This window comes from Streptomyces sp. NPDC088745 (genome assembly GCF_044751045.1).
Taxonomy (GTDB): domain Bacteria; phylum Actinomycetota; class Actinomycetes; order Streptomycetales; family Streptomycetaceae; genus Streptomyces; species Streptomyces cremeus.
Genome location: NZ_JBIVLB010000002.1, coordinates 146,704 through 160,181 on the forward strand (window position 1 = coordinate 146,704; position 13,478 = coordinate 160,181).

The 13,478-nt window shown below is 72.9% G+C and carries 12 protein-coding genes; 10 read left to right on the forward strand and 2 right to left on the reverse strand.

Annotated features, from left to right (window positions below; translation table 11 throughout):
• Nucleotides 1–913 precede the first annotated feature (913 nt).
• Complete coding sequence (locus tag ACIP93_RS05255) at nucleotides 914–1,699, reverse strand: nuclease-related domain-containing protein (RefSeq protein ID WP_401755916.1); 786 nt, start codon at nucleotides 1,697–1,699, stop codon at nucleotides 914–916.
• A 277-nt stretch (nucleotides 1,700–1,976) separates the two neighbouring features.
• Here ACIP93_RS05255 and ACIP93_RS05260 point away from each other — a divergent pair, with 277 nt between their 5' ends.
• From ACIP93_RS05260 to ACIP93_RS05300, 9 genes are all read left to right on the forward strand, one after another.
• Complete coding sequence (locus tag ACIP93_RS05260) at nucleotides 1,977–2,279, forward strand: zinc-ribbon domain-containing protein (protein ID WP_401755919.1); 303 nt, start codon at nucleotides 1,977–1,979, stop codon at nucleotides 2,277–2,279.
• A 129-nt stretch (nucleotides 2,280–2,408) separates the two neighbouring features.
• Nucleotides 2,409–3,068: a class F sortase gene (locus ACIP93_RS05265; RefSeq protein WP_401755922.1), complete on the forward strand. Its 660-nt coding sequence runs from the start codon at nucleotides 2,409–2,411 to the stop codon at nucleotides 3,066–3,068.
• 181 nt (nucleotides 3,069–3,249) lie between these two features.
• Entirely contained in the window at nucleotides 3,250–4,191 is a 942-nt protein-coding gene (locus ACIP93_RS05270; RefSeq protein WP_401755925.1) for a hypothetical protein, read from the forward strand.
• Nucleotides 4,188–5,480: an ATP-binding protein gene (locus ACIP93_RS05275; RefSeq protein WP_401755927.1), complete on the forward strand. Its 1,293-nt coding sequence runs from the start codon at nucleotides 4,188–4,190 to the stop codon at nucleotides 5,478–5,480. The genes ACIP93_RS05270 and ACIP93_RS05275 overlap by 4 nt, the downstream gene beginning before the upstream one ends.
• A 97-nt stretch (nucleotides 5,481–5,577) precedes the next feature.
• Complete coding sequence (locus ACIP93_RS05280) at nucleotides 5,578–5,943, forward strand: SH3 domain-containing protein (RefSeq protein ID WP_345228425.1); 366 nt, start codon at nucleotides 5,578–5,580, stop codon at nucleotides 5,941–5,943.
• A 102-nt stretch (nucleotides 5,944–6,045) separates the two neighbouring features.
• Nucleotides 6,046–7,467: an FtsW/RodA/SpoVE family cell cycle protein gene (locus tag ACIP93_RS05285; RefSeq protein WP_401755931.1), complete on the forward strand. Its 1,422-nt coding sequence runs from the start codon at nucleotides 6,046–6,048 to the stop codon at nucleotides 7,465–7,467.
• Nucleotides 7,464–8,921, forward strand: coding sequence for a penicillin-binding transpeptidase domain-containing protein (locus tag ACIP93_RS05290; RefSeq protein WP_401755933.1), 1,458 nt, complete (start codon nucleotides 7,464–7,466; stop codon nucleotides 8,919–8,921). Before ACIP93_RS05285 ends, ACIP93_RS05290 begins: the two co-directional genes overlap by 4 nt.
• Before the next feature lie 5 nt (nucleotides 8,922–8,926).
• The gene (locus tag ACIP93_RS05295) at nucleotides 8,927–9,973 is read left to right on the forward strand and encodes an amidase (RefSeq protein WP_345228428.1); all 1,047 of its coding nucleotides are present in this window, start codon (nucleotides 8,927–8,929) and stop codon (nucleotides 9,971–9,973) included.
• 239 nt (nucleotides 9,974–10,212) lie between these two features.
• On the forward strand, nucleotides 10,213–11,061 hold the full coding sequence (locus ACIP93_RS05300) for an alpha/beta fold hydrolase (RefSeq protein ID WP_401755936.1): 849 nt from the start codon (nucleotides 10,213–10,215) through the stop codon (nucleotides 11,059–11,061).
• A 111-nt stretch (nucleotides 11,062–11,172) separates the two neighbouring features.
• Here ACIP93_RS05300 and ACIP93_RS05305 read toward each other — a convergent pair whose 3' ends face one another.
• Complete coding sequence (locus ACIP93_RS05305; RefSeq protein WP_401755939.1) at nucleotides 11,173–12,279, reverse strand: ferritin-like domain-containing protein; 1,107 nt, start codon at nucleotides 12,277–12,279, stop codon at nucleotides 11,173–11,175.
• Between the two features lie 192 nt (nucleotides 12,280–12,471).
• Here ACIP93_RS05305 and ACIP93_RS05310 point away from each other — a divergent pair, with 192 nt between their 5' ends.
• Nucleotides 12,472–13,431 carry a diiron oxygenase gene (locus ACIP93_RS05310; RefSeq protein ID WP_345228431.1) on the forward strand — a complete coding sequence of 320 codons (960 nt, stop codon included), beginning with the start codon at nucleotides 12,472–12,474 and terminating at the stop codon, nucleotides 13,429–13,431.
• Nucleotides 13,432–13,478 lie beyond the last annotated feature (47 nt).

A 13,478-nucleotide genomic window follows, 5' to 3' on the forward strand; every position in this document is an offset into this window, starting at 1 on the left:
TAAAGCCAGCGATGTGAAACCCTGTTCGAAGGTATTCCGCCGGAAACTTACGCGCTCAGATCGATGCACCTCTCTGGCGTGCTCTAGCGACGGCTTGCGGCGTCTTCGTCAGACGTGGACGTGCCAGCGGATAGGGCGCGCCATCGACGCCTCAACAACGAATTACCATAGTGCGCCCCCACTTTGAACCGAACATGATGCTAGCTGGCTACGCCGTCAGCTCGCCGGATTTTCGGACCAACTCCGAGCCGTCCGAGGCCGCTCAACGCTGACAAACGGAGACTGCCAGTGACAGGTGCCCGAGACGACTGCCCCAGGTCACCACGTTCCGTCTGTGACGCTCGTACGACCATGCCAAAGCCCGGAGAACTGCCGTGACGACGCCGGGCCAGGCCACGGGTCAACGCCCTACCCAAGTTGCTTCGGGGCGAAGGAATCACTGTCCGCAGAGCCCGTCTGCGAGTGAGAGGCGAGTGGAGCGGCCTCATTCCCAAACGTGGCTTTACATTCTCGCAGCTCAGAGCAGCGGTTAGTCCTCAAAGTGCAACGCCCTCCGGAGCCGGGTGCGCAGGTTCGAATCCTGCCGGGGGCACTTGAAGGACGGGAACGGGTTTCATGCCCTGTTCGCGTCTGTCGAGTGTCGAGATCGGGTGTCCGTACTTCGGTACGGGCGCCCGATTTTTTTGTGCCGTGGGTCCGGTTCACGGGTGACGGCCGTCAGTCCGTCCCCCAGGTGCGCCGGGGGCCCATCTGCCGGGTGTCGCCCAGCAGTCGGCCGGGATGCGGCAGGGTGGCGGCACGGGCGCGGCTGCCCGGTAGCGCGCAGGTGGCGGGGTGATGGTCCGCCCGGCCGAGCACGGGGATGTGCTGGCTCTCTCCTGAACCCGTACCGGGCGGGGTTGCTGCCGGGAGGCTAGGGCACGCGGAGCCAGGTGTGGCGGTCGCGGGCCGACGCGTACAGCGACTCGACGTCGGCGGGCTTGAGCAGGCCCTCCAGCCCGGCGAGGACCGTCGCCGCCGTCCCGTCCCGCAGGAGCAGAAGATCGTTCGAGGCGGCTCCGTCGACCCGCGTGGCGCCGACGACCGCCAGGCACGCGCGTGCCCCCGTCGCCAGCGCCTGCGAGGCCCGCTCGGCGTCGTGTACTGCCCGGCGTACGACGGAGGCTGCCGCATCCAGCCGGAAGCGGCGGTTCCGCGAAGGGACCGTCCGTACCGTCAGCACCCCCGCGGGCCCGATCAGCACGTGGTCGAGGAAGTCCGGCCGCCTTCCCCCGGCCAGGGGCACGCAGTGCAGCACCCGCCAGCCCGTCCTCTCCAGCCCGTCCAGTTCCTCTCCCGTGCGCTGGAGCGCGATCAGCGCCTCGCGCCGTGGATCGGCCCGGAGGCGCCACGGCGCCGGGGCCCCGTCCAGCTCCGCGTGCAACGCCTCCCCCGGCCGGTTCGGGGCCAGGTCGTCGTCCGGGTGGAGCGCCAGCCGCGCCAGGTCGGCCGCGGACGGCACCGGCGGCGGCCCGACGGTGAGCGGCCCGGTCACGTACGGCGCGAGAGCGGTGAGCACCTCCTCGCGGCGCCTCTCGGCGAGCAGGCTCACCCGGCCGGTGTCCCGGTCGTACCAGGCGAGGGTGCGGCCGGAGGGGAGCGCGACGTAGAGACGGGCGCCGCCGCGGCCGTGGGCCGGTGTGACGCGCAGTGGCTTCATGGTGCATCACCCCCTGCCATGGGAACAGCAGGCAGCCCTCCGGGGCAACAACTGTGCACGGGAGAGGGGGAGTTGATCGGGGACACCCGGGGGGCGGTGCGGAAGCGGCGCGGGCGGCCGCTCCGGGTCCGGGGTCGGGAAGGTTCCGGGTCCGGGCCCGGTTCCGGGGCCGGGAAGGTTCCGGGGCCGGGAACCACCGCCGTCCGCCGTGCGTTGAAGCAGTACGGAGCAGGATGGAGCAGGACGATCGCGCGGGCGCGGCGAAGCGGGGGCAATCATGATCATCTTCGGCACCAAGGGCTACCTCTACCAGCTCGCGATGCTGACCCTGGTGTGCGGGCAGTGCGGAAATCCCTCCGCGCACGCCCTGCGCAAACGGGTCACGAAGTTCACCCTCTTCTTCGTGCCGCTGTTCCCGGTGTCCACGAAGTACGTCACCCAGTGCACCTTCTGCGGGGCCGAACGGCGGCTGGAGCGGGACAAGGCGGAGCGCCTCCAGGCCCAGGGCGGCGGGCCCGCGCAGGGCTTCCAGCAGGGCCCCGGGGGCATACCGCAGCAGCAGAACCCGTACCAGCGGTAGCCGGGGCGACGCCGTAGGCGCGGGAGCCGGGCCGCGTCGGGCCGCGACGGGCCGCTCCGGCGTCCGCCGTCGGGCGGGTGTGACAAGAGCGATGAATCTCCGCAATGGCGGACATTTAGAATTCATCACATGAGTACGACGACCAAGCCCAGCACGCAGCAGCCCCGCACGGCCGGGCTCGTGGCCGCGTCCGTCCTCGTGGTCGCCCTGGGCGGCGGGCTCGTCGCCTGCGGCCAGGGCGGCGCCTCCGCGGCCCTCGCCCCCGACGTCACCGTCACGAACGCCGCCTCCCGGCCCGCGGCCCGGCCCCAGGTCCAGGACGGGCAGGCCGCACCCCTCAAGGCCGCCAGGCCCACCGGCCTGACCATCCCCTCCGCCGGCGTGCGCACCGACACCATGCTCGACCTCGGCCTGGACGAGAACCACGAGCTGGAGGTGCCGTCGGTCGCGGACGCCGAGAAGCCCGGCTGGTACACCGGCGCGGTCACCCCGGGCGAGAGGGGCGCCGCGATCCTGGTCGCCCACTACGACACCGCCAAGGGGCCGGCCCTGCTGCGCGACGTCGCCAAGATGAAGATCAATGACGTGATCGAGGTCGGGCGGGCGGACGGCAGCACCGCCAAGTTCAGGATCCGCGAAATTCAACAGGTGGACAAAAAGGACTTCCCTACGAATAAGGTCTACGGGACGACCGCAGGCCCGGAACTGCGCCTCATCACGTGCGGGGGGCCGATCCGGGACGGACACCGCTCTGACAACATCATCTTCTTCGCCGACCTCGTGAAGTAGGGGCCGGCAGGGAGGGGAGTTCTTGTTCCTCCGTCGCCGCCCCGACGGCCGAGGAGCACCGGTCGGCCGACCGGTGCTCCTCGGCCGTGCCCGCACGCCGTCCCCGGCAGCCCGGGGAGCGTCGGCGTCGCCGCCGCCCTCGCTGCGCCCGTCGCCGACGTCCCGTCGACGGCGTTCCGCCGTGGCGGCCGCCGTGCTGGCGGGGGTGGTCTGCGCCGGGGGCACGGGCTGTGTCCAGGCGGGCGAGCTGAAGAGCGCGGGCCCGGCGCCCACGGCGGCCGGCCCGGTGCGGCTGTGGCCCGGGCTGCCGCCCGCCACCGCCCCGGCCGAGGACTACGGCGTGGCCGAGACGGAGACCGCCGAGGGCCTCAGGGTTCCGGGCGGCAACGTGCACAAGGTGGACCCGGTGGCGGTCGTACGGGCGGAGGTGGCCGCGCATCCGGACACCTACAGCGGGCCCGACGGCCTGTACGCGGAGACGGTGGAGCGGCTGGGCCGGTGCGGGGAGCGGCCGAAGCAGTGCCCGGTCCTCCCGCCGTACTACCGCGACCTCACCGGTGACGGGAAGGACGAGCTGATCCTCGGGATCACGATGCCGCGGGGCCAACTGGCGATCCGCGCCTACCTCGCCGAGAAGGGCGGGCTGACCCGGATCATGGGCACGTCGGACGCCGTGATCAGCGTGGCCTTCGCGGGCCGTGACCTGGTGCTGCGGGTGCCCGCGGGGATCGCCGGATACGAGTACCGCACGGCGTGGTCCTGGGACGCCCGCCAGCACGCGATGCTGGCCACGCAGGACCAGATCGTCCACGTCGGCCGCAGCCCGCACCCCCGCAGGTCCGGCGCGGGCACGGGCACCGGCACGGGTCCGGGGACCGGCCCCGGCACGGGAGGGGGCGCCGACCTCGACACCGGTGCGGGCGGCGGCCCGGAGGCGGGCAGGGGTCCCCGTTCCCCCCAGCACACGGACTCCCGCACGGACGGCCTCGCGGACCCCGGGGCGGACGGGGCGGATGCCGGGACGGACGGCACGGAGCCCCGCACGAGCCGCTCGGCCCGCCGCACGCTCGGCAGCGTCGGCGCGAGCCCCGCCCCCGCCCGCCCCGCGAGCCCCCTCGGATGAGCCGGGCCCGTCTGCGGTTTCCCGCCTGGACCGCCTCGCTGACCTGGAAGGCCCTCGCCTTCCTCACCGTGATCTGCTGCCTCCTGGCCTTCTTCCTCGGCGCCCTCGTGCACGTCTCCGTCACGCACCAGACCGTCGAGCAGGCCCGCGAGAAGGCCCTCGACCGCCTGGGCCGGGCCGCCGAGGCGTACGAGGCGGGCGAGCCGCTGCCGCCCGGCGCCGGCCTCGACCTGCCGGGGCTGCCGGAGTCGCTGCGGGCGCTGAACCGCAAGGGCGAGCAGGGCACCGTCGTCGGGAACGACCTCGACGGCCGCCCCCGCATGTGGGCGGCCCGCGCCGCCGACCGGCGGTCCCTCGCGGTCGCGCTCGACTACCAGGCCGGCGTCGACACCATCACGGGCCTGGACCGCGCCATCATCGGCTCCTCGGTGCTGGCCATCGGCGCGACCCTGCTGGTCGGCGCGTTCGCCGTCACCCGGGTCACCCGCCGGCTGCACCAGACCGCGCGGGTGGCCCGCCGGATCGGGGCGGGCGACCTGGACGCCCGGGTGCACGACCCCCGCAACCAGGATCCGGGCCGCCACCAGGACGAGGTCGCCATCGTGTCGGGCGCCCTGGACACCATGGCCGGGACGTTGCAGTCCAAGCTGCTGAGCGAGCAGCGCTTCACCGCCGACGTCGCGCACGAGCTGCGCACCCCGCTGACCGGACTGACGGCGGCGGCCGGGCTGCTGCCGCCCGGCCGCCCGTCGGAGATGGTGCAGGAGCGGGTGGCGGCGATGCGCCGCCTGACCGAGGACCTGCTCGAAATCTCCCGGCTCGACTCGGGCAGCGAGCAGGTGGAGCTGGACCTGCACCGGCTGGGCCCGCTCGCCGAGCGCGCGGCGCGGGCGGTTCCCGCCCCGACCGGCGTCCGGATCGTGCGCGACGTCGGGGTGGAGACCGACCGGCGCCGTCTGGAGCGGGTGCTGGGCAACCTCGTCTCCAACGCGCACCGGCACGGCCGGACGCCGGTGGAGCTGACCGTGGACGGGCCGGTGATCACCGTACGTGACCACGGAGCCGGTTATCCGGCGTATCTGGTGGAGCACGGGCCGCAGCGCTTCCGTACGGAGGCGGGCGGTCCGAAGGGCGGGCACGGGCTCGGTCTGACCATCGCGGCAGGCCAGGCGGAGGTGATCGGGGCACGGTTGACGTTCGCCAACGCGCCGGACGGCGGGGCGGTCGCCCGGCTCGTGCTGCCCGCGCACGAAGAGATATCAGAAAACCCATCCAGTGACACAAAGTGACACTTTGCGATCAATAAGTGACGATTCTAGGGTGAAGCAAGCGAGTTGAGGGCCGTGTCCCGCCATGGGGCACCGCCACTCCTCCCTAGGAGGCAACATGCTCACCCCCCAGAAGTTCGCCCTGTACGCCGCCGCCGGCGCACTGTCCGCCGCCGCTCTCACCGCCACGCCGGCGCTCGCCGAGCAGGCCGCCCCGGACACGGCCCCCGCCGCCGCCCACCCCCGGCACACCGAGGGCCGCGTCGTCGCCAGGTCCGGCCTGAAACTGCGCGACAAGCCGACCCGCAGCAGCCGGATCATCCGCACCGAGCCGTACGGCGCGACCGTCCACATCTTCTGCAGGACCACCGGGGACCACGTCGAGGGCAACGACCACTGGTACCTGCTCACCGACGGGACCTGGGCCTGGGGCTCCGCCCGGTACATCGTGCCGAAGGGCGGCCACTCCCCCCGCTGGTGCTGAGCCGCGCCGTCACGGAGGGGGCGGCCGACACCCGGGCGTGACGCCCCGCCCCCTCGATGACATATACGGACATTCAGCACAGTCACTTGTTACGTTTCCGGGGTGACCGACGCTCCCTCGCTCCAGCCCCGCCTCCCCAAGCGGCGCGGCGTCGAGCTCTGCCTCCTCGTCGGAGCCGTCCTGATCGCGGTGCTCGGCTACTGCGCGACCGGCCTGGGCAGGACCGGCTCCGCCCCGCCCGACGCCCTGAGGCACGGCGCGGGCCTCGGCGTCCTCGCCCTGGTCGCGCACTTCGCGGTGCGTGTGCGCGCGCCGTACGCCGACCCCCTGTTCCTGCCCATCGCCGTCCTCCTCAACGGCGTCGGGCTGGTCCTCATCTACCGGCTCGACCTGGAAACCCCCGACGACCAGGCGGCGTTCACCCAGTTGACCTGGTCGACGCTGGGGGTGGGGCTGTTCATCGCGGTCGTGGTGCTGCTGCGCGACCACCGGGTGCTGTCGCGGTACGCGTACCTCTCGTGCGCCGCGGCCCTGGTCCTGATGGCGGTCCCGATCTTCTTCCCCGCGATCAACGGGGCGAAGATCTGGATCCGGTTCGCCGGGCTGTCCTTCCAGCCCGGCGAGTTCGCCAAGATCCTGCTCGCCGTCTTCTTCGCCGCCTACCTGGCCGCCAACCGCAACGCCCTCGCGTACACCGGCCGCACCTTCCTCTTCAAGCGCCTCCAACTGCCGACCGGCCGGGTGCTCGGCCCCATCGTCGCCATCTGGCTGCTGAGCGTGGGCGTCCTGGTCCTGGAACGGGACCTGGGCACCTCGCTCCTCTTCTTCGGCCTCTTCGTGATCATGCTGTACGTCGCCACCGGCCGGACCGGCTGGATCGCGGTGGGGCTGCTGCTGGCGGCCGTGGGCGCGTACGCGGTGGGCTCCGTCGAACCGCACGTGCACGGCCGGGTCGCCGACTGGCTGCATCCCTTCGCCTCCGTCGAGGCGGGCCACGGCCCCGGCCAACTCGCGCAGTCGCTCTTCGCGTTCGCGGCGGGCGGGATGCTCGGCACCGGTCTCGGGCTCGGCCACTCGATCCTCATCGGGTTCGCCGCGAAGTCCGACTTCATCCTCGCCACGGCGGGCGAGGAACTCGGCCTGGCCGGTCTGACCGCGATCTTCCTCCTGTACGCGCTGCTCGTCGCCCGGGGCTACCGGGCGGGCCTCGCCCTGCGCGATCCGTTCGGGCGGCTGCTCGCCATCGGGCTGGCCTCGATCGTCGCGTTGCAGGTCTTCGTCATCGCGGGCGGAGTGACGGGGTTGATCCCACTGACCGGCATGGCGATGCCGTTCCTGGCCCAGGGCGGTTCGTCGGTGGTCACCAACTGGATCATCGTGGCGCTGCTGATCCGGGTCAGCGACTCGGCCCGCAGCCCGCGCCCGACCGCCGCCGACACCGGCCAGATCGCCGCGGTGGTGGAGCGAGAGCTCGTCCAACTCAGTGACGTACAGGAGAAGTTGGAGAAGGGACGGCCGCGGTGATCCGTTACATCCGCCGGGCCGCCGGGTGCTGCCTGGTCCTGCTGGTAGCCCTCCTGCTCAACGCGGCCCGCGTGCAGGTCTTCCAGGCCGGCGCGCTCGACGAAAACCCGGCCAACCGCCGCAAGAACATCGAGCGTTACGAGCAGCGGCGCGGGAACATCCTGGTCGACGGCAAGTCCGTCACCGGCTCCAAGGACACCGGCGAGCAGTTGCGCTGGGAACGCACCTACGCGCAGGGCCCGTTGTACGCACCGGTCACCGGGTACGCCTCGCAGACGTACGGGACGGCCTTCGTGGAGGCCGCCGAGGACGGCGTCCTCTCCGGCACCGATCCGCTGCTCGCCCCGTTTCCCCTCCTCACCGGGCTGACCCGGGGGCAGCGGCCCGGCGGGAACGTGGTGACCACGATCCGGGCCGCCGCCCAGCGGGCCGCGTACGAGGGACTGGGCGGCCGGCGCGGCGCGGTCGCCGCCCTCGAGCCCGCGACCGGGCGGGTTCTCGCACTGGTCAGCAGCCCTTCGTACGATCCGGGACTGCTGTCGGGGACGGGCCGGGCGGTCACTGACGCCTGGGCACGGCTGAACGCCTCCAGGAGTCAGCCGATGCTGAACCGGGCGATCCGGCAGACGTACCCGCCGGGCTCCACCTTCAAGATCGTGACCGCGGCGGCGGCGCTCGACGCGGGGACGGTGCTCGACGCGGACGCGCCGACGGACACCCCGGACCCGTACCTCCTGCCCGGCACGCGCACCTCGCTGCCCAACGAGGCGAAGGGCTGCGAGCGGGCTTCGCTGGCGCACGCGATCCGGGTGTCGTGCAACTCGGTGCTGGCGAACCTGGGGGTGAAGACGGGACTGAAGTCGATGCTGGACACGGTGGAGCGGTTCGGTTTCAACGACTGCGGCATCCGGATTCCCTCGCCGGTCGTGGCGAGCAACTTCGACAGGCGGATGAGCGACGACCAGCTCGCGCTGTCCTCCATCGGGCAGTTCGACACACGGGCGACGCCCCTGCAGATGGCGATGGTCGCGGCGGCGGTGGCGAACGGCGGCGACCTGAACCGGCCGCGCCTGGTGGACGCCACGACGACCCGCGGCGGCGGCGTGGTCTCGCAGACGGCGACCCGCTCCTACCAGCAGGCGATGAATCCGGCGACGGCGTTGCAGCTCCAGCGGATGATGGTCGACGTCGTCGAGAGCGGCACGGGCGGCAACGCGGCCATCCCGGGCGTGACGGTCGGCGGCAAGACGGGCACGGCGCAGCACGGGGTGGGCAACTCCGGTGTGCCGTACGCCTGGTTCATCTCCTGGGCGCAGAAGGACGGGACGGGAGTGCCGGGGGTGGCGGTGGCCGTGGTGGTGGAGGACGCGGCGGCGCGGCGCGGGGACGTCACGGGCGGCGGGCTGGCGGCGCCGATCGCGCGGGCGGTGATGGCGGCGGTGCTGGGAGACTGACCGGCATGGATGTGGGCCGGTCGTTGGCGCGGATCGCGGAGGCGGACCCGCGCCTGTGCGCGTTCCTGGAGGTGTGGGAGGACGCCGCCCCCGAGGCGGGCGGCGCCGGACTCCCCTTGTACGGGATGCCGTTCGCCGTGAAGGGCCGCGCGGGGCTGCGGTCGTACGCGGCGCGCCGGCTGATCGCGGCGGGCGCGGTGCCGGTCGGGGCGACGTCGGTGCCGGGCCCGGGGACGTACTGGCAGACCTGGGGGCTGGGGGCGCGGGGCCGGACCCTGAATCCGTACCGCCCCGACCTCACGCCCGGGGGTTCCTCGGCGGGGTCGGCGGTGGCGGTCGCGGCGGGGATGGTGCCGCTGGCCACGGGGAGCGACGGGGCGGGGTCGGTGCGGATTCCGGCGGCGTGGTGCGGGGTGTTCGGGCTGCGGACGACCCGGGGCCTGCTGCCGTCGCCGGACCGTACGGGGCTGGCGACGGCGGGGGTGCTGGGCAGGTCGGCGGCGGAGCTCCAGGCGTACCTGGGGTGCGTGGTGGAGGGGTACGCCCCTGCGGACGCCCTGCCGGCGCGGGCGGTGTGGTCGGCGGACCTGGGGTTCGCGGCCGGCCCGGAGCTGGACGCGGAGGTGGTGGGGATCGCGCGGCGGGCGGCGGAGCGGCTGTTCCCGCTGGAGGACCGCGCGGACTTCGCCCTCCTGGACCCGAAGGAGGAGTGGTCGGCGATACGGGGCGGTGGCGCGCCGGGAGCGGTGGCGCGGGAGAACGCGGCGCGGCTGGCCGAACTCTTCTCCGGGGTGCGGGTGCTGGCGACTCCGGCCACCCCCTTCCGCCCGCACGGGCACGAGGGGCCGGGCGGACGTTTCTCCACCGCGCTGACGTGGGCGTTCAACGTGAGCGGGCATCCGGCGATGAGTGTTCCGGCGGGGTTCACGGAGGACGGCTGCCCGGTGGGGTTGCAGTTGGTGGCGGACTTCGGTGCGGAGGGGGTGCTGGCGGGGGTGGCGGCGGGGGTGGAGCCGGGGCCGCCGCCGCCCCGGGTCAGCGGCGGCGGTTGACCGCGGTCGGGTCGACGCCGGTCGGGGAGGGGGACGGAGAGGCCGAGCCGGCCGTGGGGGATTCCGGCTGTGCCGGGGGCGGCGGGCACGGCGGGCGCCGGGCCGGGTGCGGGCGGGCCGGGGGGACATCGTGGTACGGGCCGCGAACCGTCCCCTCCATTGTCGTCCGGGGAGCGGGCCGGTTCCGTCGTCCGGGCGGATGATCCTCAACGGGCGCACAGGTCCCTACTGTTGAGCCCATGAACCGCAACCACCTGCACGTCCGCGACCACGGCGGCGAAGGGCCCGCCCTCCTCCTGCTGCACGGCGCCGGGCGCTCGCACGCCGACTGGGACTCCGTCGCCCCGCACCTCCTCCCCCACCACCGCGTCCTCGCCGTCGACCTGCCCGGGCACGGGCTCTCCGACCCGCCCGCCTCCGGCGGCTGGTCCTTCGAGGAGACCGCCGAGGCGCTGGAGGACCTCCTGGCCGCCCACGACGCCCTGCCCGTCGGGCACTCGCTCGGCGGCATGCTCGCCGCGCACCTCGCCGCGACCCGTCCCGGCGTCCGGGCGGCCGTCAACCTCGACGGGTTCTGGTGGGGGGCCTCGGGCGACGCCGAGGCCCGGGCGCGGATCGGTGCGGTGGTGCGGGCCGGGGCGGGCGCCGTCAACCCCGCCCACCTCGACCAGCAGGCGGCCTACGCGGCCGGGCTGGGGATCGATCCCGGGGTGGCCGAGCGTTCGGCGCGGGCCGCGGCCCGGGAGCTGCCGGACGGAGGGTGGCAGACGCTGCCGCTGCGGGACACCGCCCTCGCGATGTTCGACGCGCTGGACGCGCTCGACCTCTTCGCCCTGTTCCGCAGGGCGGCGTGCCCGCTGCTGCTGGTGCGCGCCGAGCGGTCGGACCCGGCGGCCCCGCCCGGGATGGAGTGGTTCGACGACTTCCTCGCCGGGTACCGGGTGGAGCTGACCCGGGCCCTCGCCGATCTGACCGCGGACCGGCCGGACACCGTCACCGTGCGGGGGATCGACGCCACGCACGCGATGACGCTGGAGGAGCCGAGGGCGGTCGCCGGGCTCATCACGGAGTTCACCTCGCGGGTCTGACCGGGGCGCGCCTCCCGGGCCGGGAAAGGGTGCGCCTCCCGGGCCTGGGCGGGGTGCGCCTCCCGGGCCGGAACGGGGTTCGCCTCCCCGGTCCCGGTGGCCGTGCCGGGGCTACTGGGACGCGCCGTCCGCGATCGCGTCCCCGACCTCCGCCACCCGTTCCGCCTCCTCCGCCGCGAAGCGTTCGCGGTCCAGTTGTTCGGCGATCTCCTCGTCCTGGGTCATCAGGAGATCGAGGTTGGAGTCGCCGAGTTCGAAGACGCCCATGTCGACGTACGCCTTCTGGAGGCGCTCGCCCCACAGGCCGATGTCCTTGACGCACGGGACGATGCGGGAGAAGAGCAGCTTGCGGAAGAGGTGCAGGAACTCGGACTGTTCGGTGAGTTCGTGGGCCTCCCGGCGGGGGATGCCGAAGTTCTCCAGGACCTCGACGCCGCGCAGGCGGTCGCGCATCAGGTAGCAGCCCTCGATGACGAACTCCTCGCGCTCCTTGCGTTCGGCGTCGGAGAGCTGCTTGTAGTAGTCGCGCAGGGCCATCCGCCCGAAGGCGACGTGCCGGGCCTCGTCCTGCATGACGTACGCGAGGATCTGCTTGGGCAGGGGCTTGTTCGTGGTGTCGCGGATCATGCCGAAGGCGGCGAGGGCGAGCCCTTCGATGAGGACCTGCATGCCGAGGTAGGGCATGTCCCAGCGGGAGTCGCGCAGGGTGTCGCCGAGGAGGCCCTGGAGGCTGTCGTTGACGGGGTAGAGCATGCCGATCTTCTCGTGCAGGAAGCGGGAGTAGATCTCGGCGTGGCGGGCCTCGTCCATGGTCTGGGTGGCGGAGTAGAACTTCGCGTCCAGGTCGGGCACGGACTCCACGATGCGGGCGGCGCAGACCATCGCGCCCTGCTCGCCGTGCAGGAACTGGCTGAACTGCCAGGCCGTGTAGTGGCGGCGCAGGTCGCCCTTGTCCTTGTCGGTCATCCGGTCCCAGTGGCGGGTGCCGTAGAGGTTGAGGGCCTCGTCGGGGGTGCCGAGGGGGTCCATCGGGTCGACCTCCAGCGACCAGTCGATGCGGGTGGCACCGTCCCACTGCTTGTCCTTGCCCTTCTGGTAGAGGGCGAGGAGGCGTTCGCGGCCCTCGTCGTACGCCCAGGAGAAACGGGCCGCGCCGGTGGCCGGCACCTGCCAGAGCGGCTCGGCCGGGGGGTTGGTGTAGAGCTCGTGCGTCGACATGGACGGCCCCTTCGCATCTCCGACAGAGCTGTGCGATCGCTCACGTCGCAGGCTCACACGCGGGTGGACGCACGGTCAACAAGCCTGCCGGTACGGGACGAACAAGTGCCGCCGAGGGGATTGACGCCCTTGCTGACAAGGAGTCTCATAAGGGGTGACCCCCGGTAACCCCAACCACGAGGTGCTCCGACCATGACGACCGCCCCGGCAAGGAACACCGAGCCCACCGAGACGGACTTCACCGCACTGCGCGACGCGCTCGGGTGGCTCAAGGACCGCGAGCAGGTCGCCGAGCGGCTGCTCGAATCGTCGGCCAGGCACTCCTTCGACCCGGACACGGAACTCGACTGGGACGCCCCCGCCGACGAGGGCAAGTGGTACTGGCCCCCCGAGCTGGTGTCCCTGTACGACACCCCGCTGTGGAAGAAGATGGGCGAGGAGCAGCGGATGGAGCTGGCCCGGCACGAGGCCGCCGCCATCGCCTCGCTCGGCATCTGGTTCGAGATCATCCTGATGCAGCTGCTGGTGCGCCACATCTACGACAAGCCCGTGACCAGCAATCACGTGCGGTACGCCCTCACCGAGATCGCGGACGAGTGCCGGCACTCGATGATGTTCGCGAAGATGATCCAGAAGGGCGGGGCCCCGAGCTACCCGATCCCGCGGGTCTACCACAACCTCGCGCGCGTCCTGAAGACCGTCTCCACCACCCCCGGTTCGTTCGCGGCCACCCTCCTCGGCGAGGAGATCCTCGACTGGATGCAGCGCCTGACCTTCCCGGACGAGCGCATCCAGACCCTGGTGCGGGGCGTGACCCGCATCCACGTCATCGAGGAGGCCCGCCATGTCCGGTACGCCCGCGAGGAGTTGCGCCGCCAGATGGTGACCGCCCCGCGCTGGGAGCAGGAGTTCACCCGGCTGAGCTGCGGCGAGGCGGCGCGGGTCTTCGCCACCTGCTTCATCAATCCGCAGGTGTACGAGAACGTGGGCCTCGACCGGCGCGAGGCGATCGCCCAGGTGAAGGCGAGCGGGCACCGCACCGAGGTCATGCAGAACGGGGCGCGCCGGCTGACCGACTTCCTGGACGACATCGGCGTGCTGCGGGGCGCGGGGCGCCGGCTGTGGGTGAGCTCGGGACTGCTGGCGCGCTGAGGTTCCGCACAGGGGGCGGGGCCGGGGCGTGCCGTGCCCTGGACGCG

Bases quoted from the DNA above. Each gene is read 5' to 3' on its own strand.
- ACIP93_RS05255 (WP_401755916.1), bottom strand. From the start codon at position 1,699: ATGAAGCCACTGCGCGTCACACCGGCCCACGGCCGCGGCGGCGCCCGT.
- ACIP93_RS05260 (WP_401755919.1), top strand. From the start codon at position 1,977: ATGATCATCTTCGGCACCAAGGGCTACCTCTACCAGCTCGCGATGCTG.
- ACIP93_RS05265 (WP_401755922.1), top strand. From the start codon at position 2,409: ATGAGTACGACGACCAAGCCCAGCACGCAGCAGCCCCGCACGGCCGGG.
- ACIP93_RS05275 (WP_401755927.1), top strand. From the start codon at position 4,188: ATGAGCCGGGCCCGTCTGCGGTTTCCCGCCTGGACCGCCTCGCTGACC.
- ACIP93_RS05280 (WP_345228425.1), top strand. From the start codon at position 5,578: ATGCTCACCCCCCAGAAGTTCGCCCTGTACGCCGCCGCCGGCGCACTG.
- ACIP93_RS05295 (WP_345228428.1), top strand. From the start codon at position 8,927: ATGGATGTGGGCCGGTCGTTGGCGCGGATCGCGGAGGCGGACCCGCGC.
- ACIP93_RS05300 (WP_401755936.1), top strand. From the start codon at position 10,213: ATGAACCGCAACCACCTGCACGTCCGCGACCACGGCGGCGAAGGGCCC.
- ACIP93_RS05305 (WP_401755939.1), bottom strand. From the start codon at position 12,279: ATGTCGACGCACGAGCTCTACACCAACCCCCCGGCCGAGCCGCTCTGG.
- ACIP93_RS05310 (WP_345228431.1), top strand. From the start codon at position 12,472: ATGACGACCGCCCCGGCAAGGAACACCGAGCCCACCGAGACGGACTTC.